Raw genomic sequence first — 24,705 nt, 5'->3', positions numbered from 1 at the left:
AAAGCCACGGAACTTTCCCAGAGTCGCAAGTATCCAAACCGAAGCGTTCTGCGAAGCCTGCATATTTGGCACAAGCGGTTAATAAGCAGACGTGGAACAGGGTATCGCATTGATTTTCGTTGCACTGACGGCCGTCTCAACTACAATCCAGCCAATGCGGCATGCTGCTTACGCAAATTGCCCAGCTTGTCTATTTTGGCACTCGGGACCGCCGTTATCCGCACTGCGAAATGCTCCGAAAGTCCATGCCAACATAGGTGTTGTGCCTAAATCAGAGGGCCGAATCGTTCGGCCCATAAGTTGTTCGCCCGAAAGGGTTTACGAAGAGGTCGGTGAATGGCTATCCGGAAAACTGGATCGTCGGTGAATGACAATTCCAACAAGTCCCGCAGAAGCGATCGGGCCGCAAAGCGCCAACGGCTCAACAGCCGCCGGTCGCTGCTGGAGACGCTGGAGGGGCGGCAATTGCTGGCCGCTGGCCCGATGTTGGTCGGAGTCCAGCCGGACACCGGTGATTTGCTGGAAAATCTGGATGTTTTGACGACATCACCGCGTGAGATCACGTTGCGATTCGATGAATTGGCATCGTTGGATCCCGCTTCGCTCGATGCGATTAAGATCATTCGCGCTGGCGGGGACGGTGAATTTGCGTCCGCATCGGCGGTCACCGATCTCGGTTCGTCCGGCTTGGTCGAGATCACCTTTGAAGCGGTGCAATCCGGTTCCGCGGGTGACAGCCTGGAGATCGTCTTTACGAAGGCCAACCGGACCGACAAGACGCTGCCAATCGTAAGCGTGGTCGGCCAACAGATCCAAATCGAACTGAATTCTAACCCCAGCCTGGTCACCCGCGCTTCGGACATCCAGTACGGGATCGCGCAGAATCCCGCTGCGGCGGCGTTGCTGCGCGTCGCTTCAGTTAGCGGGCAGACCTTCTTCGACGTCGGCCGGACTGCGCAACAGGGTCAGATCCTGACGCTTCAGGGATCCGATCGCGCTCAAGCGACCTCCTCGCTGGGAGCTGCCAACACGCAAGTTCGCTTCACCGCGACCCAGAGCGGCGTTGCCGGACAAAACTTGGGGATCGATGTCCGCGAATCGTTCCGCGTCGCTGGGGCACCACCGATCGTGTCGGTGCTAGGCGAGCGAATCGAAGTCTTGATCAACAGCAATCCAGCGTCGCGGACAACCGTTGGCGAATTGGTCACGGCGATCAACAACCACCCGTCGGCCAAGTTATTGGTGACCGCGGCACAGGAGACCGGTAGCCCGTCATCGACCATCGGTCTGAATCTGAGCCTGTTTTCACCGATCGAATTCTCGTTGCAAAGCGGCAACTTGGATGTCGAAATCGTGCCTGGCTATGTCGGTTTCGTCGATGCGAGTCAGCGCGAAGTCGTCTTCCGTTTCGCGGAGGATTTGCCGCAAGACGAATACCGCATCGAGATCGATGGCAGCAGTGCCAATGCGTTGCAGAACGAACAGGGAGACAAATTCAACAACGGCGTCGACGAGACGATCCAGTTCACGCTCGATCTGGCTCCCACGATCGAAGCGGTTGTGCCACAGCCGATCGTCAATGGTCAGCAACTGCGCGACCAGATTTGGGTTTACTTCGACCGCAACGATCCCTTGGACGCGGCGTCCGCACGCAATGCGGCGTTGTATCAACTGATCTCCACCGCAGGGACCGAGACGGGGGCCGACGATCAATCGCGGACTCCACTTTCGGTCAGCTACAACCCAGGCACCGGAGTCGCCGTTCTACAGTTCTCCGACGATCTCTATTCGCTGTTCCCCGGAACGGACGTCAAACAGCTCCGCTTACGCGTCGGTGAGACCGATGTTCGCGGAACCAGCCCCACCGTGCTGCCAGCGGTCGTCGAACCTGGCGACAGTTTTGCCCAGGCTCGCGATATTCGCAACGACTGGATCGTATCGACCGATACGATCTCATCGGTCGTGATCGAAGGGGCGATCGCCAAGACCGAATTCATCAATGGCGTTCCGGTTTCGAACAACGAATACCTGATCGATTTCCCAGGTGGCGATAGCGCGCCAGGGGTCCAGGAATTCCGCCCCGAAGACGCTTCGATCTACAGTGCTCCCCAAGCCGATCCGCTCGATGGCATCTCGACCTATTACTACAACTTCTTCGGGCAATTTCGCGGCGACGACCCGAATTCGATCTTTGTCGACGACGATCGGGTCCTGTTCAACAACATCACCGAACAGCAGAAGCAGCGAGTTCGCGAGGTGCTGGATCTGTACAGCCAATACCTGGGCGTGCAGTTTGTCGAAAGCGCCGACATGGGGCTGCAAATCGCGGTCGGCGAGACCTCCAGCACGACGACCGGCTGGGAGGTTTCGAGCGATCTGGGCGTGATCAATTCGCGACTGGTCGACGAATCGGACGACGATTTGTATGGCCAGGAGTTCTTCCAATTGGCCAATGGAATGGTCAAGGATCTGATCGGCGTTTCGGACTTCCTGTCGCCAATCAGCGCCACCGCCGATCCGCTGTATCCGTCGCCACGCGACATCATCGAGGGGCAATACGCATACCGCCCCGACAGCACCGACATCGATCTCTACAAGTTCACCGTTCCGACGGCGGGCGAAGTCACGATCGAAACGGTTGCCGAACGTCTGTCCGACAGCGCCAGCCTGCTGGATACCAACCTGCGACTGTATCGCGAACTGTCCAATGGATCGATCGAGGAATGGGCGGCCAACGACGATTACTGGAGCGAAGACTCCGAGATCACTGTCGATCTGCCCGCTGGCACGTATTTCATCGGCGTCAGCGCCAGCGGCAATGACACCTACGATCCGATGATCGAAGATTCCGGAATCGGCGGCCGCAGCGAAGGGGCTTACGAATTGCGGATGTCGTTCAAGCCCGACATAGAAGCAACAACGCCCACCGTACCAACGAAGATAACTGATACCGACGACATTGCGCTCGATGGCGACAACGATGGCGAACAAGGGGGGGCATTCGATTTCTGGTTCGAATCGGCAGCCTTCACCGACACCGTGTTTGTCAAAAAAGATGGCGGCACGATCACCCCCGTCGTCAACAATGCAATCAGCGGCGTAGCTCAAGGGGCCGTCACCACGATCTCCAGCGCGATCTCGGGCGTTGCATCGCAGGGGACCGACATCATTCGGATTCTGCCAAGCGGCGATGGCAACCTTGCAACGACGGGGGACAACCTTCCCTATCTGATCGGATTCGATGATTTCGGCCGACCGCTGGCCGATGGATCGAGCTTCCAAGTTCCCAAAGACGTCACGGTGATGATCGATTCGGGGGCGATCTTGAAGCTCCGCCGCGCAAGGATCGGCGTCGGCAGCAGCAGTGCCGTGGTCGATGCCAGCGGCGGTTCGCTGCAGGTTCTGGGAACTCCTTTGTTTGTTGGCGCCAACGGCAGCCAAGCGACCGCGACTCCCGTTTCGGGCGACGTCGTCTTTACATCGATCGCCGACGACACGATCGGTGGCGATCAGAGTGGCAATGCAGCGCGACAGGGTGATTGGGGTGGAATCGATTTCCGATCCGATGTCGACAAAGCGGACGAGAGCCGGATCAATTACGAAGCCGAAGGGATCTTCCTGAACGTCGTTCAATACGGTGATTTCCGATATGGCGGCGGCACGATCCTGGTCGAATCGAAGCCCGAAGTGATCAGCCCCGTCGAACTCTCCGAGACGCGTGCGACGATCGCAAACTCCACGTTCTCCTACAGCGCCGACGCGGCAATCGAAGCGTCCGCCGACACGTTCCAGGACGACAAGTTCACGTTGCTGGAAGGGCAAGCGGCGCCGGACTACACCCGCGTTGGCCCCGACATCTACGATATCCAATTCATCGACAATACGATCAATGGGATGTTCATTCGGTCGCAGACTCGCGACGGCCAGGGAGTTGAGAAGCTGACGGTCCAAGCCCGTTTCGACGACCTGGACGTTGTCCATGTGCTCGCCGAAAACTTGGAGATCCAAGGAACTCCTGGCGGTGCGTTGGTCGAATCGGCCGCTCCGCCAACACGAATCGTTCGCCTGACAGCAACCGCCGGAGGCACTCTGGCGGCGGGTGAATACAGCTATCGCCTGTCGTACGTGACGGCCAATGGCAACGAAAGCCCGGTCTCCAACGCCACCGGTTCGGTGATCACCGACGGTGCCAACGGATCGATCCTTCTGGAACAATTGCCGACCGTTCCGGCTGGAGAAGATTTTGTCGCCCGCCGACTGTATCGTTCGGTCGATGGCGGCGATTACCGATTGGTAGCGACGCTCAACGGCAGCAGCACCGATTTCGTCGACAACGGTTTGACCGCCGGAACGTCGATCGACGTCAATCGTCCCAACGTCGACGACGTCACGCTGACAGCGATCGCCGGTGGCGATCTCCCAGCGGGTCAATACGAATACAAGATCAGCTACGTCGATGCCAACGGAAAAGAACTTTCGGTCTCCTTCGCCACCGAAGCGGCCTTTGTTCCCGGAATCGATATCGACGACAACGCGATCCAATTGGACAACCTGCCGACGTCGCTCAACGGCAACGTCGTGTCACGTCGCGTCTACCGATCGTTTAACGGCGACGCGTTTCGCATGATCGCCGCGATCCCCAACAACACCGCGACCCAATTCACCGACAGTGGATTGGTCAGCGGAATGACGTTGATCGAAAACCTGCGTCCACGCATGGATGCCCGACTGGCGATCGATGCAGGCGTCGTGGTCAAGTTGTCGGGCGCGTTCATCAAGGTCGAACAAGGTGCCCAGTTGATCGCCGAAGGAACCGACCTGAAGCAGATCGTCTTCACCAGCTTGGACGACCAACGCTTTGGCCGTGGTGGAACCTTCAACACCAACCAAGCGAACACCAACACCGTTTTCGATGCGAACGACCTGACGGGCGACTGGGGAGGGATCTACGTCGGCCCCGGAGCGGAAGCCAGCCTCGACCACACCCGCATCACCGGAGCCGGTGGTGGCGCACGGATCGATGGCAAGCTAGCCTTCTTCAATCCGATCGAAGTTCATCAGGGTGAACTGCGTTTGACCAACAGCCGCTTGGAACAAAGCGGTACCGGATTTGCAACCGGCGACAGCGATCGCGCTGGTCTGCAGACTCACAATCCCGCGGTCGTATTTGTCCGTGGCGCCCAGCCGATCATCGCGTCGAACACGTTCATCAACAACGATGCGGTCGCGCTCAACTTCGACCTCAATTCGCTCGACAATTCGTACGTCAGCGATCTTGGAACGACCACCGGACGCCTGGAAAAGGTTCTCGGCGCCAGCCTGGGGAACCAGGGCCCGTTGGTCTTCGATAACGTATTGGAAAACAACGCCTACAACGGCATGGAAGTTCGTGGCGGCGAATTGGCTGCTGCGGGTGTCTGGGACGACAGCGATATCGTGCATGTTGTCCGCGGCACGATCTCGATTCCGAACCACGAGGTGTATGGTGGCTTGCGTCTGGAAAGTGCTCCAGACCGCAGCTTGGTTGTCAAATTTGATTCCAGCATCGCCCCGGCCACGATCATCGCCGGTGGCGATCTGACCGGATCGGCCGACCAATTTAACGGCTTGGCCGATCGCGTCGGCGGTGCGTTGCAAGTGATTGGGCAACCGGGCAAATCGGTGATTTTGACCTCGATCTCCGATGACACCGTTGGATCGGGTTTCGACACGCAAGGGAAGCCGCAAACCGACACCGACAACAGTCGCAACAGCGACATCGCCAACGCGATATCGCTGCTGCCAACAGGCCCCGAGGTGGCGCGTGGCACGATCATCGACAACGATGTTCTGAATACCGTACCGGGACACTTCTCGTTCCAACCCGTCGCCGGTGGCGGTGTCGGGGCCACTGTCAATGGAGGATTTAATGAAGTCACGACACAGGGTGTCTCGACCTTCTTCCAGCAACAAAACGCGCTGTTCGATTATCTCAACTACATCGATGTCGGAGCGGACGGTGCAGCGGTCGAACTGGGAACCACAACGATCACAACGCCCACGACCTTGCTAGCCGATGACGTGGTCTACAGCGAAGGAACGTTTACCGGCGAAAACGGCCTGATCACTTGGCGAATCGAACAATCGTTCCAAGATGGCTCGCCGACCCTGATCACAAAACTGACACTCGATAGCGACGCGCCGCTCGGCGATCTACGTTTCATCAACTACTACGATCCAGTCATCGCCAGCGATTCGGGCGACCTGTTGTTCACCGAAGGTACTCCCGGGACCAACGATTACCGCGTGACTGTCCTCGATGGTGATGAACGCGTCGGTTTCCGCCACTACGGAACCTTCGAAAACGGGACGGGCCTTGTCGGGGCGAATTACGAAGGCTGGATCGCCGACGAATTCCCCGACCTGATCACCGCTCCGGAATTCAGCCTCCCCTTCACACCAGCGGGAACAATCGACACCACGTCGATTCCGTTGACGACAGTCGCCGATCTGCCAGCGCCAATCTACGGTCCCGCAATCACCACGACAGCCCATGCCTGGTTGGTCAACCCAACCTCCACCAGCGTCACGATCACCGCGGCCTTGGAATTGATCGAAGACGAATTCGACCAAACCGTCGGGTTGGGCAAACCGGGCGACTGGGACGGGATCGTGATCCGCGAAGCCGCTTTGGACCGGAATGTCGAAGCCGCAGTGGAACAGGAAGGCGACCTGCCGCTGAACCGCAACGACCAAATCGAATTGGCACAATTCTTGGGCGAACTGGCTCCCACGGTCAAAGCGGGCAGCGAGAACCGCCGGATCGGGTTCCAGGTCTATGGCAACATCGATCAACCCTCCGACGTCGACGTCTATTCGTTTGATGCCGAAGCAGGGACCGAGGTCTGGTTGGAGATCGATCGCACCGACAGCTCGCTCGATTCGGTCCTCGAACTCGTTCGTCTGCTTCCCAATGGAAGCGATTCCGATAGCGACCAGATCTCCGATAGCATCGTGGCGATCTCCAACGGTTCGATCGTCGAAGCTCTCGATTCTGATCTGATCATTCGCGATGAAAACGCCGGGACGTTCGAGCGAACGGTCAGCAATGGCCAGGTGAATTCGTTGGACAATTCGATGTTCTCGCCTGCCTCCACATCCGCCTTCGACACCCCTCAAGACCTTTATTCCACCAATCCACACGACCCCGGTTTGCGAGTCGTGTTGCCAGGTGAAACCGGTGAAGTCTTCACCTACCAAGTCCGCGTTCGCAGCAGTAATTTGCAGCTGAACGATCCGGTATCGAAACTCTTTTCGCCCGAGACCGGGGCGAAGATCGACGCCGGACAATACGACGGTTTGACCTCGGGTCCTTACGAACTGAGCATCCGCTTGGCCGAAGCCGACGAGACCGCCGGTTCGTACTTGAACCTTGTCGACATTCGTTATGCGACGACGGGTGTGACCGTGATCGGTCAACCTTTCAATTCGCCGCTGTTGGGCGATGCGGTTGAATTCATCGACCAAAACGGCGACGACAACAACGACACGCTGGCGACCGCCCAACCGCTGGGCCCTTATGGTACGCAAACCGATCCAAATTCGAGCGACCAATTGTCCGTGGCCGGTGCGATCAGTTCGGCGACCGACATCGATTGGTTCGAATTTTCGATCTCGGGCGTAACCACTCAAAGCGGCCTGGAGAACTACGTTTCGACGATCTTCGATCTGGACTACGCCGATGGCTTGGGCCGGGGCGATTTCTCGATCTGGGTCTTCGACGAAACCGGACAACTGATCCTGACTGGACTCGACAGCAACGTCGCCGACGACCAACCGGGCAACCCCAATTCGTCCGACTTCACGTCGCTCTCGCGCGGTTCGACCGGCAACGCCGATCCGTTCATTGGGCCCGTCGAACTGATCGGCGAAGGAACCTCGCAGACCTACTATGTTGCGATCAGCGGTATAAACAACATGCCGTCGGTGCTGGATCAATTCACCACCGCTGCGGCAACCAATCCTCTGGTTCGTCTGGAACCGGCCGAATCGATCATCCGTATCGTCGAAGACCACGTCGGATCGATCGGTGGCAGCACCGCCGCCCCAACCGTGTTGCAGACGCTGCTGTTCGACCCGGCCACCGCTGCGACGGGGCTGACGCTGAACGATCTCAAACTGTACGTCAGCACGGGCGGATCGACGGACAACATCCGCTTGGTCAACGCCTACACCGGACAGCAATACGGAGTCATCGGTTCGACCACCGGCCAAGAGTTCAACGACATCGCGATCCGCCCCAACGGCGACATCTTTGGTTACAACTCCAACGGCGTCGTCGACGATGCTTCGTGGCACTATTACAACATCGATACAGGGTTTGCGAACACGACCGACCTGACGCCCACCGGGACCAACCTGATCACCAACGAAGCGCTGATCGCGGTCGACGCGCAGGGCAATGTCACCGCAACGGTAGTCCCATCCGATACGGGCGTGACGGTCAACGCGATCAGCTTCGATGCAATCAATGGATCCGAACGAGGCTTCATCGTTGGCGATCGCGGCCCAGGTGTAGGTGTCGACCAGACACAGAATCTGTTGTGGCAGTTCAACCCAACCACCGGCCTGATCCAAGGCATTGGCGGGGCGACGCTGGTAGCGGCAGACACCGGTGGATTCACCGACCCACGCGAACGCGGTTACATCGAAACGGGCAACCCGAACAATCTGCCAAGCACGCGATTGGGTGTGACCGCGGCGAGCGTAGCCAATGCAAACGGCTTCGTGGCACCAAGCCTCACCGATGGCGTCAGCTTCACGATCCGCGACTTTGTCAGCGCCACGTCGATACCATTCCAGTTCGACCTTGGGTCGGCAATCCAGATCAGCAGCAATGTCAGCTCGGGCGTCTTCTTGCGAGATGGCGAGACGATCACGATCGGCGGCCAGTTGTTTGAATTCGACACGGGCGTGCGGTTGGACGTTGTCGGCACCAGCGATCCGTTGAGCGGTGGCGTCGAAGAGGGGTCGCGTGTGACGTTGACCAGCAAATCGACCGGGCTAGCCTACACGTTCGAATTCGACAGCGATGGAATCGATTTCACCGGACGCGACTTCTCGCGCCCCGATCTGTTTGCCGTCGATCTGACAACCGCGATCACCGACGGGTCAGCGGCCAGCGTCCTGGCCTCGGCGATCAACGCTGCGGGAGTTGGGATTCGAGCCACGTCATCCAACACGGGCGAAATCGTGTTGACGGGGACTGTCGGCACCGCACCTTCGACCGGGCTAGGAATCACTTCGCTGGGAGCCGATGGCATCACCAGCACCAACGCCACAGCGATCGTGATCGACGACGACCTTTCGTCAACGGATCTGACACAAGCGATCTCGTCCGCGATCCGCGACAGCCAAATCGCAATTGCCACCGCGGGAACGCGAATCGACTTTACCGACAATCCCGACATCGACCTCGATCTCGACACACCGCTGGGTGTCGGCGCAGCGATTTCGATCGTTGGCACCGCCAACACCGCGGGCGGCCCGACAGTGATCCCCTTCGACGTCGATGATACCGCCGCAGAGATCGGAACTCGAATCGTCGATGCGATCCAAGCCGCTGTCGATTCTGGCCTATTGACCAGTGTCAGCGCAGCGGTCGACGGCAACACCGTGGTCTTCAATGGCGCCAACGTGTTGTCCGCTAACAATCCGTTGACGGTTGCCGGCATCGCTCCTGGCGGAACGGTCACCGGCATCGCCACGCCGAGCGAGATCGTCAACGGCGTCGTCACACCAGGTGCCGACCTCTACGCGGTCAGCAACCAAGGCGGTTTGTACCGGATCGACTCCCAATTCACCTCACCAGCCCAGGCGTGGTTCGTCGACAGCATCGGCGCTTACGTGGAAACCGCGACCGATCTGCTGGGGATCAACTTCACCGGCCTGAGCGCTGGACCAGAGAATGTCGAGGGTGGCAAATACGCCGACCTATTGTTTGGTATCACCGGCAACGGCGACATCTACGCATTCAACACGCGTGGTGAATTGCAGCCAGTCTTTGCCAACGGCAGCTCGCGGATCTCGACTGGAGTCTTCGGAGCGACCGGCTTCGACTTCAGCAACCTCGATTACAACCTCTGGCACGTCACCGGCGATACCTTCGCTGGCAGCCCGACTCCGATCACGCTGCCTGGGCACGGCATCAACTCAACGTTTAACGACACGCGGAATTCGTCGGCTGGCGGAACCAGTTGGTACTTCGGCTTGGACGATGCCATTTCCACAGGCACTCTCAACGCGCGGACAACTCGCGTCGATGGCAGCACGGTCAACGGAACCTACGACTTTGCTGGCGGTGCCCACGGCGAGATCGTCAGCAACGCGTTCAGCTTGGAAGGCTACAACTCTGCCGACCTGCCGACGTTCTACTTCAATTACTTCTTGGAAACCGACAGCGATGGCGATCGGCAGTTAGAAGATTCGCTGCGAGTCTATCTGGTCGATGAAAACGGCACCGAATACCTGCTGTCGACCAACAGCGATTCGGCCACTGCAAGCGTCAACAACCCGAATCTTTCCGACTTAGAAATTCAGGCGTTGGATGAAGCCCAAGAGACTTTTGACAACACCGGAACATGGCGACAAGCCCGCATCCCATTGGATGAATACGCGGGCCTCAAAGACCTGAAGCTGCGATTTGAATTCAGCACTTCGGGAAGCCTCGAATTTGGCCAAGCCCAGCTGCAAGCGGTTGCGGGCGAAGACATTCTCGATGGCGATCGCTTCCGGGTCAGCGGCCGAGATTACGAATTTGTCCTCTCGCCACTGTTGGTCATTCCCGATGGCAATCAGATCGTCGAAGGTGAAACGATCACCATCGACGACGTGGTCTACCAATTCACCACCGATGCGACGACAGTCGCCAGCCCCTTGGTACCGGTTGAGTACAGCGTAACGCAGACGGGTGATGAAATCGCTCAATCGCTTCGCGATGCGATTGCCAACTACACGAATTCGACAAACGTCGACTACGACACCGACGCCGACGCGTCGCAGGTCAACGACAACTTTGGCACTGCCAATCCTGTCGATCTACCTGGTGCGATGACCACGGTCACCTCGACTGGATCGATCGGCACTTCCGACGGCAGCATCAGCAGTCTCGATGTCGACATGTTGCGATTGGAACTGGCCGAAGGGCAGACCATCCTGTTGACGATCGACGAAGTCGCGACCGCACCGGGATTGAACCCGATCGCCCGACTGTTCAACGATCAAGGGATGGAACTGGAGCGTGAAGTCTCGGTCGACGGCCAAACGGTGATCACGTTTGAGGCCCCTGCCGACGGCACCTACTACATCGGTATCAGCGGTGAAGGAAATGGCAACTACGACCCGACCAACAATCTTAGCGGACGGGCGTTTGGCAAGAGCGGTGCTTATTCGCTGAACATCGAAAGCACGCGACCTTACGACATTCGTGTCACTGGCAACCAAGTGATTTTGAACGGCACCGGCGACGCAGAGTTCTCCGCGTCCAGTTCGATCCAAGTGACGGGCAACGACGGTGCCAGCGGAATCCCCGTATTGATCAACCGCGACATGACGCCAGCCGAGGTTGCAACGGCGATTGCCGACGCGATCAGTCAGACGCTGGGCGACGGCCAGATCGTGACACAACAAGGTGCCGTACTGACGCTGCCAGGACTGTCGATCAACAGTGCCGGCCCATTGAGCATTCCGGTACGAACCGGAGACGCATTTGGGGCCCCGACGGTTGAGATGGCTCGCGACAACGACCACCGCGGCGTCTATCTGGACGATTTCATCATCGGCTTCCGCGAGCGAGGTGAATTTGTTACCTCCGCCGGGGTGTTTAATGACTTTGTCGCGAACAATGGTTTCGATCTCGATGGCGCCGACTTCGCTGTCACGCAAACGGGCGAATACCAACTGGAAATCCGTGGTGCCAGCGAATACGTACTTGCTGGCTTCCCCACCGAACCGGCCACGCTGTTCCGATCGTTCGACACCAACGACCGCCTGGTCCAAGGCGTCACGCTGGAAGCGATCAGCGCGACCGATCTGGACGCTGCGGCAACCGCTCTCGAGGAACTGATTCAACTTCGCAACAGCGATCCAACGCTGTTAGACATCGATACCGATACCCGCCTCAGCTTCACGCTCAACGACGGGCAGACGACGATCACCTTTGAATTCGTGAACGAGAGCTCGGGAATCGAACCGCTGGAAGGCAACGTACCGATCTATTACAACACCGGCGTGGTCAATCCGATCAGTGGCGAATCGGTCCCCGATTCGGCTGCCGACATCGCCGCGAAGATCACCGACGCGATCAATTTGCCTGAGGTCCAAGCTTTGTTGGATATCAGCGCACTCGGTTCCAGCGGCGAAACTTCGGCCGACGCGGCCGCCATTGGCGACTTCCGAATCAACCTGTCGGGCAACGTCAACATCACCGAAAACCTCTCGCAACTGTCGTCCCAAATTTTGGGCGACTCGCGAAAACCGGGTACCGATGAACTGCCTACCGTCTCCCTGTTTGGCCAACCGACGCAAACCTTGGCATTCGATCGCCGCGGCGACGCGAACACCGGCAGCGAAGAACAGGGTGTCATCAAGATCGAAGGCGTATCGGTTTCGTACTCTGCCAACTTTGGTATCGAATTGGACCACGGCAACGACGTGGGCAAGTTCAAGTATCCAAAGAACTTGGTCGAATTGAACTCCTATGTCGACGCCGCGGGCATCGTTCACGCGGGGCTGGCACCAGGCGTTGTCGTGCAAAGCAATCTGCTGGCATTCAACGATGCAGGTGGCATCAACGTCGTCGGGATCGACACGGCCAACGGTTCTCAACGATCGATGATTGCATACGACCGAATCGTCAACAACACGATCGTCGGCGGCACGATCAGCCCAACGTCGACTCCGGAAGAGGCGACCTATGGCGGCACCGTCTACTCGCAGGGAAGCATTTCGTTTGCTGATGTCGTTGTCCAGTACGACCCTAGCACAACGACCCCGCCAGCGCTGGGGCTGCAGATTTCTGGCAACAGCCTGGGCGTCCCCAACTACACCGGCGGAACCGCCGAACCAACACCTAACGCAGGGCAGGGGGCCGTTTCGCTTGGCGGCGGTGGATCGATCACGGTCCAATTTGTCGACAACCGATTGGTCGGCAGCGGCGACGCATCGCCCGATCTCGAAATCTTCGAAGTCGGCAATGCCGAACCGGTCAGCGTCGAAGTCAGCATCGACGGCGTGAACTTCGTCAGCGTTGGCACCGCGGTGGGTGGCAACAACCAGATCGACATCGACCGCTATGGCTTTGGCCCCAACGATCGCATCTCCTTTGTACGGATCACCGACCAAAACTTTGGCAGTGCGGCGGATCAAGCTGTTGGTGCCGATATCGACGCCGTCGGAGCAATCTCGTCGGTTCCTGCCGATCAATTCGTCGCCGGGGGTACGGGCATCGAACTCTCCAACGGCGTCAGCCCGACGCTGTTGAACAACGTCTTCGTCAACAACCGCACCGCGATCGATGCCGCGGCCAACAACGTGCCGGATCATCCCGTCGTGTTGGGAGCCAATACGTTCCAAGCCAACACGTTCAACTTGAACGACCCCAGCCAGACCCTGTTGGACAACGTTTTGGCTCGCTTCGTCGACGCCTCCACAAACCTGTTTGTGTCGCCCACCGAATCGATCTTCATCCCGTCCCAGGGATCGGATCTGATCGACAGTTCGATCAACTCGTTGGATGATCGTCCTCAATTGCAGATCGTCCGCGAAACCGTCGGCCTGCTTGCCTCCCCCGTCCTGGCACCTAACTTCGATGCCAACGGTGCCCTTCGTATCGACGATCCAACCCACAATGTTCCCGGCGGTCAGGGAAGCCTGATCTACAAGGATCGCGGGGCCTTCGATCGGGGCGATCTGGCGCCGCCTCGCGGCATCGTTACCACGCCGCTGGACAATTCGCGAGACGGGTCCGATATCGATCCGCTCTCCGATTCGGTCCAGATCCTCCAGTCCAACAAGAACTATTTTGAGATCTTGCTGGTCGACGGTGGCGAACCCGCCAACCCACGCGGTGGCGTTGGCATCAAAGACAGCTCGGTCACCTCCAACGCACTGCTGCTGTTCAAAGACAATGTCCCATTGATCGAAGGCGAAGACTACATCTTTGCCTACGACACCTCGGGCGACGTGATCCGACTGACCCCATTGGCAGGACGTTGGGAACCCGATTCGGTCTACCGAATCGAATTGCTCAACGACGCGCAAGCGGTGTTGAATTCGCTGCCGACGTCCGACTACACCGACGGCGATCAGATCCGCTTGATCGACAGCACGTCGATCGAAACCCCGTTCGAAATCGAACGTGGCATCCTCGTCACCGTTCCAGCGTTGGCTGGCGACTTTGCCAACGTCAACGATGGCGACACCTTTACGATCTTCGATGGCGTGACCGAACGCACCTTCGAATTCGATACCAACGGGGCTGCCTTCCCTGGAAACATTGCGGTTTCGATCCCGCCGAGCACCGACACCGGTGAACCACAATCGGTCAATCAAGTTTCCGCCGCGATCACCGCAGCGATTCAGATCTCGGGACTCAACGTGCAAGCGTCGGATCTCGGTGGCCAAGTGCAATTGTTCTCCGACAACCGTCTGACATCGGTAAGCACCGACACCTCGACACTCACCGCCGAGGGCAGTGTCGGCGTTTCGACCGGATACGGAATCCAGATCCCCAACACGCTGGGAGTTGCCGAAGGTATTACCGACGGTCAACAGTTCAGCGTTCGACGTGGCGACGGACGAATTCGATTCTTCGAAATCGATCTCAACGGCAGCAACATCAACACCTCCGCAACGCCGATTCAAATCAGTTCGACAACCGACCTGACGGCGATCGCGATTGCGATTCGCGATGCGATCACGCTGTCCGACCTGGGTCTGAACCCAAGCGTAGCCGCCGGCGGACAAATCCTTCTGCCCAAAGCAGCCGACGTCACGATCGATTTGACCGACAGCGTTCTCACCCAAATCGGGCAACCTGGCGACGAAGCGGCAATCCCCATCGTGCTGGAAGGCAATCTGACCAGCAGCCAAGTCGGCGAAATCATCGTCGCAACGGTCCAGGCGGCCGATCTGCCTGGTATCACGCTTCGCGTCATTGGCGATCAAATCATCGTCAAGGGTGCCCAAGCGGTCTCCGGAGCGGGTGCCGAACGCGTTCAAGCGATCATGGACAACGCGGGTAATACGCTGGCATCGAACGATCCGGCAACCGGCACCACTCAGTTTACGATCTTCGTTTCCGACGAAGCGGGACTCGACTACGGTGACGCCCCGGACAGCTACGGCACGCTGGAAGCGAGCGATGGAGCTCGCCACACTGTCACGGCCGGGTTCTCCTTGGGTGCGACCGCAACGCCCGAAAGCGACGCGCGACTGGGTGACGATGCATCCAATGCCGATAGCGATATCGACGATGGCGTTGCCTTCACCGCGACCTCGGTCCTGACTCCATCGGGAACCGCGACGCTGCAAATCGACCTGACCAATACCGCCGGCCTCGACGCGATCCTCGATGCTTGGATCGATTGGAACCAAGACGGCCAGTTCTCCGACAGCGAGCGATTGAACTGGAACCCCGGTCCGATCCTGGCCAGCAGCGGCGGAATCCATCTGCAGGACGGAACCAACACCTACTCGATCGAAGTTCCTCACACGGCTCGGCCTGGCACCACCTATGGTCGGTTCCGTTTGAGCTCGACCGGCGTCTCGTCGCCGGTTGGCAAAGCGGCAGACGGAGAAGTCGAAGATATCGTCGTCAACGTGCAACAAAGCACGCACCAGAATCCGACAGACGAGAAGGATGTCAACGGCAGCGGCGATATCTCGCCAATCGACGTGTTGCAGGTGATCAATGCTATCGGCCGCTATGGTTCGGGGCAGATCACAAGCAACATCCCATCGTTCCCCTATATCGACGTCAACGGCAACGGCCAACTGGAACCTGTCGATGCCCTGATCGTACTCAATTACCTCAACAACACCCCAGCCAACGGCGAGGGGGAAGGCTTTGGATGGATCCCCGCAGCCAACGGTGTGTTGACGCCTGAGTTCATGGATTCGCAGGATGAACCGACAATCGCCGACGCCGAACAACTGACGCCGGCATCGACCGCCACCGCCAGCGGCAGCGTGTTCGATTCCGCGGCCAGTGGCACGCTGGACGACGTGATCGGCGAACTGGCGTCCGAGCAAGCCAAGGAAGAACCCTCGGCAATCGATGACTTCTTTGCCAATATCAGCTTCGAATAGGGAGTGTTGTCGGCAGATCGCGCAATCGGGAAATTCCTCAGATGAGCTAGGACCCGAGCGCGATGGGCGGTTTCCGATTGCGGAGAAGTTTATTTAGAAGACGGAATCTTTTTGTCGAAGGAGAATCTAAACGTAGGGATTTCGTCCTTATAGGTTAAATCTCGAGTTCATCTCCTTCGCCCCCTCTTCTGTCTGCTGTCGACATGACTTTTCCGCTGCGATCTCCGCTCCGCCGCAAATCGTGGCGGCGGTGTGCGCTTCGGTTGGAACATCTCGAAAGCCGGCAATTGCTAGCTGGATTGCCCCTGGGAGCGGCGGCAAACGATACAGCTGAATATATGCTGGGCCGCGTTGCGGTTACTCCTGTATTCCTGGAAAGCGATGGCTCGATCGATACCAGCACTCAGGACTGGTCCGAGGAGGAGATCGCCACGACGCTCGCCAAAGTGGCCGGCGGAGTCCAGTGGTGGGCCGACACCCTCGACCAGCTCGACAGCGTCCATACGCTGGAATTTGTCATCGACGACAGCTTTGCCGAGACCCCGTTCGAGACACCCTACGAACCGATCAATCGCCCGTCGGACGATTATCCGATCTGGATCACCGACTTCCTACTGACCGTCGGCTATGACGGCAACGGTTCGTTGGAACAAGGAATCCGCGACTTCAACGACGCCCAACGGCAGAAACTCGATACCGATTGGTCGTTCACCATCTTCGTTGCCGCGGCGGAAGAATACGATCAATTCCCCTCCAGCGGCACCTTTGCGACAGCATTCGCGCTCCCCGGTGGACTGTTTTTCGTCACCCCGGCCTCCCGTCCGACATCGACCTATGCGCACGAAACAGGGCACATGTTTTATGCCTTGGACGAATACTCAGGAGGTGCGTCGGCAAATCGAACCCGCGGCTATTACAACACCACCAACCTCAACGCGATCAGCGGCAACCCCGAGCCTGGCTTCGTGCAAGAGCCGAGCATCATGTCGGGGGGCAGCAGTCTACAGACCGCGTTCGCAAACAACACCAGTGCCGCCGAGACGCTGGCCATGGTCGGCTGGCAAGACAGCGATGGCGACGGCATCTTCGACGTCCTCGACGTTCCGTTGGCCCTCTCTGGCAGCGGGCGATTCGATAGCAACACCAGCACCTATCGATTCGAAGGGGAAGCGGCGGCGCAAGCCCTGCCGAATCAAAATCCGACGGGCTTGCAAAACGATATCACCCTGAATCAGATCAGCCGGATCGAATACCGGATCGACGGCGGCGATTGGCAGATCGCGTCGTCCCCCAACACCCCCACAGCAACACTCGACTTGCGGATTCCGATCGAAGATCCGTTTACCGAGATTCAAATCCGAGCGATCGACCAACAAACGGGGGTAACCAGCAACCTATTCACCGGCAGGGCCGATGCCCCCGCGACGACCAACACCACCGCGGCAATCGCCGGACACGTCTGGCTGGACCGGAAAAACGATGAGATCTTTGATCCCGCAGACCCTGGAATTGCAGGCGTTTCGGTTCAAGTGATCGATTCATTCGGAGAACCGGTTTCTATGAGCCAAGGAGTCGAACCGGACGATTTCGACGCCGGGGTGATTGGCGCTATTCCAGGCGTGACGCTTTCAGCCGTTGGAACGTCGTTGGGCCCCAATCTGTTTGCATCGACCTCCGATTTCGCATCGACCGGCCAACTCGTTTTCAGCGCACTCGATACGCAACAATTCCGTCGCTCCGAATCGTGGTCCTCGTCTCGTGAACAACTCTTCCAAGCAACGTTTGACGAACCGGTCAGCCACGCCTGGATCGATGCGACCGCGTTGACTCAGTCGAGCATTGGACGCATCGAGGCTTATGATGCCAGCGGTCAATTGATCCATCGGATCACCAGCGACGCGATCCCGCTGGGCGAAAGCATAACGCTTGCAATCGAGACCGCGACGGCAGAGATTGCATCGATTCGAGCGTTTGGCCACGCCGAAACATCAGTGGCATTGGATAATTTACGATTCGGTACGACGACCGCCACTAGCACCGATGCCATGGGAACCTTCTCGCTGCGTGGTCTGCCGGACGGACAATATCGCCTGCAAATTGAAAGCGACCGCCCCGAAATCTTTGAAATCGAAACTCCCGTGATCGAAGTCACGGTCAGCGACGGAGCGATCGCACAACCGCTGACGCTTCGCGCCACCCAATACAACAGCCCCTGGCAAAACCCGACCGATCGGTTCGATGTCAACGCCAACAACACGATCGAACCTCTCGATGCCTTGCAAATCCTTAACGAAATCAATCGCAATGGCAGTCGCGAATTAACCACCGACGACATCGGAGCTCGCTATTTCGATGTCAACGGCGACGGTCTGATCGCGCCGGTCGACGTGCTGAACGTCATCAACGAGATCCAACGAACCCGAATGTTCGACGGCGAATTCCAGGCCAGTACCGGGGACAGTCAATCTGCAAGCGACACCGCGCCAGTCGGCTCGTCGGACACAACGTTGAACACACTAACGCCCCCGTCCCCTGTGGCGGCTGGCGAGCAGGCTGTTCCGTCGTCTTCCAAGACTCGATCCGATCGCGAACGGGCGACCGACGAAATCTTTGCAGCCTTCATCCCCGCGTCGGCACCGCTGACCGGCAGCGATCTCCCCTTCCGATCGAGGCCCTCCCAACCTGGCGCGGCCTTAGAACAGGATAAAACGGAAAAAACCGAAGAAACAAACGATTCGCGAGACTCCCTAGAAACGGACCTCGAATCGCACAACTCCCTAATCCAACCGCTATAAAAGTAAAACATATTCCCAAATTCGGGGGAACTATAACGGTTTTTCAGGTTCTAAGTTTTGTTTCCACACCTCGACGTACATTCTAAGTAACCAAGAAAACTTGCTAACGCCGACAAGCTGAATAAGATAGACAAACTTGTCACGCCCGGTGGTCCTTATTTGTTCCCCATACGGAATAGAGTCCGGCGACAACAGTAGAACCCTCGATGACTTGCCGACCACTTTCCGTGCAAGTTCATTCGTGTGCAACATCGTAACTAACGAACCACGCTTCTCGCAGACCAAACAATAGGAATGGCGATGAACCAACTGCGCCAACGGTTTTTGAAGTCACGCAAAAAAAACACCCGCCGCCAACGGCGACAATTGTTTGGAGAGGTGCTGGAAGGGCGGCGATTGCTCGCTGCCGACGTCGTGGTTCCGATGGATGGAATGAATCCACATCACAACTACGTCTTCGGCACCGATACCAACCGCGACTATCAAACCACCGCTGTCGATGCGTTGATCGTGATCAACCGTCTGAACAGTGCCAATTCGGCGTTCAGTGGTGAACTGGGATCGACCAACGACGATGGCGTCTTCCCCGACGTCAATAACGACGGTTTGATCACGCCGATCGATGCGTTGAATATCCTCAATACGATCAATCGCGGCGAGGGATCTCTCTCACCGATCCTCGAGCTTTCGCTGGACGTCTCGCAAAACAATCAATCGCTGCTGCGTGCCGACGGTGATTCGGTGAGCGACAACGAGATGAACACTCGCGATTTCACGCTGACGGTCGGCGAGAAGTTTAACCTAGAGGTTCGCTGGGATCACTTGGTCAAAGATTTCGGCCAGCAACCGCTGGGGGCGTTTACAGTTTACGCCGACATCTTGGCGAGCAATAAGGACGCCTTTGCGCCGGTATTGAGCGAGACGCAGATCATTACGATCTCGGAAAATCTGGTGGATGGCGGTGGCGGTGGCTTGGAATTGAGCTACCCCGGAAGAACTCCCGTCTCTGTAAGTTTCCAAGATATCTCTGATCATGGTTTCGAAGGGCCCCTGTCCAGCGCGATCGAGGAGGCAGGAGGATTTGAAGAAGGGAGCATCAGCGTCTTCCAAAGCACGGCTCGCACCTCGCGTGCGAACAGCGAAACCGGCGTTGGCGATCCGTTTGTCTATACAATTCGGTACAACGGAGATACCGAAGAGAATATCGACATTCCCAAGTTACAGGTGACGCCCAAGATCACCGACGGCAGCGACAACCTGATGGACAACATCACCGCATCGGTCGCTGAGATCCCCGTCTATCTCAACAACAACGAAGCCGATGGCCTGAATCCCGACGCCTTCCGCTTCAACATCGATTTCCGGTCATCCAACCTCAACGAGATGGCGCTCTACCCGTCGAGCCCGAGCGGGAACTACACGCTCGATGGCGACGGGAACCCCGACGGCGACGACGTGATCTTCGACGAAGTCGGCGGTCTTTCGAACAACATCTCCTCGGGCGGTTTGCCATCGATCGTGAGGGGAGTGGCAAATGCACTTCCCTACGACGGACTCGATTTCGAAGCGTTTAGCATCGAATTAATCGTTCTCGAGCCAGCGGATGACGTGACGTTCACGCTGAACATGCCCGATCTGATCGGAAACCAATTGACGGTATTCGGAAACGACGATGCGTTGACCGAGGATGGTCTGGTTACGATCGATACATCCGAGAACGGAAAAGCGCTGGTACGCGGTACCTTTGTCGCCGCTCCACAAGACATCACGATCGGTGCCGATAGCCTTTCGGTCGTGGAAGACACTGCCAAAAACATCGATCCGGTCGCCAACGATGTGGAGATCGAAGGGGGCGTGTTGACCCTGAAATCGACAGGTGGCTTTACTCAACCGACCAACGGTACCGTTACTCGAGTTGGCACGTCCAATACGCTAACTTACACCCCAGATCTCAACTACAACGGTCCCGACAGCTTCACCTACACCGTCGTCAACAGCGAAGGTGTCGAAGCGACGGGCACTGTTTCGGTCACGGTCTCCGCCGTCAACGATGTCCCCACCGCAGTCAACGATTCGGGCATTGGACTGACCACTCCTGAAACCGATCCACTGACAATCACCGCCGATCGCTTGCTAGACAACGATCTCAAGGGCGCGGACAACGAATCGGATCAGATCTTAAGCGTCACCAACGCCTTTTCAACAGCGTCGACCAAGGGGACGGTTTCGTTCAACCCTTCGACCAATGAAATCCTTTACACGCCCAAGAACGGTGAACTCGGCAACGACACCTTCTCCTACACGATCAGCGACGGCGCCGGCGGATCCGCGACGGGGACCGTCACGGTTAACGTGACCGACGTCAACACAGCACCGATCGCTGGCAACGATACGATTGCAGTGACCGAAGATGTGCCGCTGACCATCGACGTCTCCGATCTGCTTGCCAACGATTCGGACGACAACAACATCTTCAGCATTGAAAGCGTCAATGCCGGAACCGGGGCATCCGCTGGCAGCGTCGTGTTCAACTCCGGTGCAGGCACGATCACCTACACCCCCGCCGCGAACGTCTTTGGCACCAACGCCGATTCGTTCACCTACACCCTGACCGACGGCGTGAACGAAGCCGTCACGGCGACCGTGCGAGTGAACATCACGGCGGTCAACGACGCACCTGTCGCGACCGACGACGCGTTGACGGTCGACGAAGGGCTGACCCCGCGAACGCTGGATGTGTTAGATAACGACAACGCGGGCCCCGGCGAGGGAACTTCGGTCACGATCACCGACGTCACAGCACTCCCTGCGGGTGCCGGCACCGTCGCGATCGCTAGCGACGGCCAATCGCTGATCTACACCGCGCCATCGGCGAACTACGTCAACGCCGCGATCAACTTCAGCTACACCATCCAGGACAGCCAGGGACTCTCAGCAACCGCCGATGTCACGTTGAGCGTTGTCCCGACGGTCCGCCCTCGTGCGATCCCAGACGTCGTGAACATCAACGAAGACGCTGCGGCGATCGAAATCGATGTGCTGGCCAACGACCTCGGTAACGTGGGTGAATCGGTAACGCTCGAATCGATCGACACCACTGGCTTCCCCGCCGCCGCAGGGACGCTGGAGATCGACGAAAAAGACCCCAACACGAAGACCGATGATGTGGTGGTTTTCACTCCGGCGGAAAACTACTTCAGCACCAGCGGCTTGACATTCACCTACACGATCAGCGACACCAGCGGAAACGATTCCGAAGCTGCGGCGATCGGTGCCAACACCGCGACCGTCACGATCAATGTCGCGTCGGTTAACGACAAGCCAGTTTTTGTTGCGGACGCATTGTTCGAAATCGACGAAGACGAAACCTTCACGCTTCCAGCAAGCGTCCTGGCAAACGATTCGGCAGGCCCAGCAAACGAGCAGCAGACCCTCTCGATCTCCTCTGTCTCGGCCACCTCCGCTGCGAACGGCACCGTCACGCTTGCCGATGGCGTTGTCACCTTCCAACCAGCTGCCGACTACCACGGCGACGACTCGTTCACCTACACGATCAGCGACGGCGTCGACACGACGACAGCAACAGCCAGCTTCTCGATCGCTTCGATCAACGACGCTCCGAACCTGCTGCCCGTCACCCAGCTGACCCAAGGTTCCGAAGCGATCACCTTGGACAAAAGCACCTTGCTGGCGGGAGCAACTCCGGGGCCAGCGGATGAAGCGAGTCAAACGTTGACGATCTTTGCCGTTAGCAACGGCGGGGCAACCTCCGGCGGCGGCAACGTCGTCCTCAACGCCGACCAATCGATCACCTACACGCCGCCAGCCGGCTTCTCGGGAACCGACACGTTCCAGATCTCGGTTCGCGATAACGGCTCGCCAAGCGAAATCGCAACCGCAACGGTTTCGATCACCAACAACGCCGCTCCTGTTGTCCGCAACGACACCGTCTCGACCTACAAGGGCCTGACCAAAACGATCCTTGCTAGCGAACTGTTGGCGAACGATTCGGATGCCGAAGGCGATCCGCTGACGATCACATCGATCACCCAGCCGTCGGTTGGAACCGTCGAGCTCAGCGAAGATGGGCTGTCGATCATATTGACGACCCCAAGTGAATCGGATGCCGATTCGACTCAATTCACCTACACCGTGACCGATTCGTTCTCCGAACGCGTCGGTACCGTCGACGTGGCGATCCTGCCGTTCCAACCAAGCACGATCACCGGATCGGTCTATGTCGATCAAGCCAACGGATCGGAAGCCAATGGCTCCCAGGACGATGGAGAGATCGGACTGGGCTCAGTTCACGTGACTCTCTGGCAAGCGGGCTCGCCTGTCCTTTCGGTCCTCTCCGATGCCTACGGCAATTTCAAATTTGAGAATGTCGTTCCGGGTGAATACACCCTCACCTACGAGACTCCAAGCGGCGTCAACGATAGTGCGACCAATCCCGACAGCATTCCAATCTCGATTGGCCCTGCGGGTGGAGAGGAATTCACCGGCATCTCCTTCACCGCCGACAGCCTCAGCTCGACCGCTGGCAATACGCTCGATCGCTACATCGGTAGCTACCTGATGGCACTTCAACGTGCCAATAGCGACCTGTCCGATGAAGATATCGCAGCCCTGTCGGAACAGGGAATCGTCTTCGGAATCGACGGCGACGACGAGATATCGTTCATGTTCGTCAAGGGAGGCACCGGCTTCCAGGACGCTGCCGCGATCTCGGCCACATTGAGCGACGATGGCAGCCAGCTGGAACTGACCAAGCTGTACGCGGATGGTCGCGTTTCGGTCCCCGTCGTGATCCCACGAGCGTTGTTCATCTCGATGGAAGATCCCGAAACCGGTGACACCATCATTCGCGTCCTGGGCGATGTCGCCTTTACGCCGAAAGTTGAGATCGGAGGGGAAGCCAGTTTCGATGACTACACCGAAGCTGTCGACGATTACTTTGCAGGAACCTAGTCCTGCGAAGGTAGTTTGATATCGACCAAGTCAGCTGAACCATTGGTACTGACCGGTCGGCTCAACAGCGTTCTGATAGTGTTCGATCCGCTCGGGCTGATCCAGCCCCGGCGGCCACCAAACGGCGATCACATCGATCCGCGCCCGGTGCTCTAACAATCGATGGCGTTTCAGAAACGAAAGAGCCGCACGCGTCAAACGCCGCTCTTTGTCGGCATCGATCCGGTCGGCGGGATGCCCGCGATGATCGCTGGTCCGCGTCTTCACCTCGACAAACACCACCGTCCGTTTGTCGACCGCCACCAGATCGATCTCTCCGATTCCCTGGCGATCGTTCTGCGAGACGATTCGATAGCCCAGCTTGCGAAGATAACGCTCCGCAGCCTGCTCGCCACGCTCTCCCAGGGGACGACTGAGATCGATTTTGCCAAACCGCCAGTCGTCGAATCGACGCATTAGTTGTGCAATCACAACCACGATTCTACAGCGTCCGGTAACGCGACTGCGCAGCAAAACCGCCCAGTCGATGAAATGTCAAGCGATGGAAGGCTCCATCCGACTGGATGGAGCAGGGTAGGGCAGGGCGGACGGC

At 58.1% G+C, this 24,705-nt stretch carries 4 protein-coding genes; 3 read left to right on the top strand and 1 reads right to left on the bottom strand.

What is annotated here, in order from left to right:
• The first annotated feature begins 363 nt into the window (after positions 1 to 363).
• From EC9_RS02915 to EC9_RS02905, 3 genes are all read left to right on the top strand, one after another.
• Positions 364 to 16,347 carry a GEVED domain-containing protein gene (locus tag EC9_RS02915; protein ID WP_218934549.1) on the top strand — a complete coding sequence of 5,328 codons (15,984 nt, stop codon included), beginning with the start codon at positions 364 to 366 and terminating at the stop codon, positions 16,345 to 16,347.
• A gap of 203 nt (positions 16,348 to 16,550) precedes the next feature.
• On the top strand, positions 16,551 to 19,142 hold the full coding sequence (locus EC9_RS02910) for a dockerin type I domain-containing protein (RefSeq protein ID WP_145342216.1): 2,592 nt from the start codon (positions 16,551 to 16,553) through the stop codon (positions 19,140 to 19,142).
• A gap of 300 nt (positions 19,143 to 19,442) precedes the next feature.
• Positions 19,443 to 24,113: an Ig-like domain-containing protein gene (locus EC9_RS02905; RefSeq protein ID WP_218934548.1), complete on the top strand. Its 4,671-nt coding sequence runs from the start codon at positions 19,443 to 19,445 to the stop codon at positions 24,111 to 24,113.
• Positions 24,114 to 24,143: 30 nt separating this feature from the next.
• Here EC9_RS02905 and EC9_RS02900 read toward each other — a convergent pair whose 3' ends face one another.
• The gene (locus tag EC9_RS02900; protein WP_246105928.1) at positions 24,144 to 24,584 is read right to left on the bottom strand and encodes a YraN family protein; all 441 of its coding nucleotides are present in this window, start codon (positions 24,582 to 24,584) and stop codon (positions 24,144 to 24,146) included.
• Between the last annotated feature and the right edge of the window lie 121 nt (positions 24,585 to 24,705).

Source organism: Rosistilla ulvae (assembly GCF_007741475.1).
GTDB lineage: Bacteria > Planctomycetota > Planctomycetia > Pirellulales > Pirellulaceae > Rosistilla > Rosistilla ulvae.
Note: the sequence above shows the minus strand (reverse complement) of the source record. Positions and strands in the feature narration are given on the sequence as shown.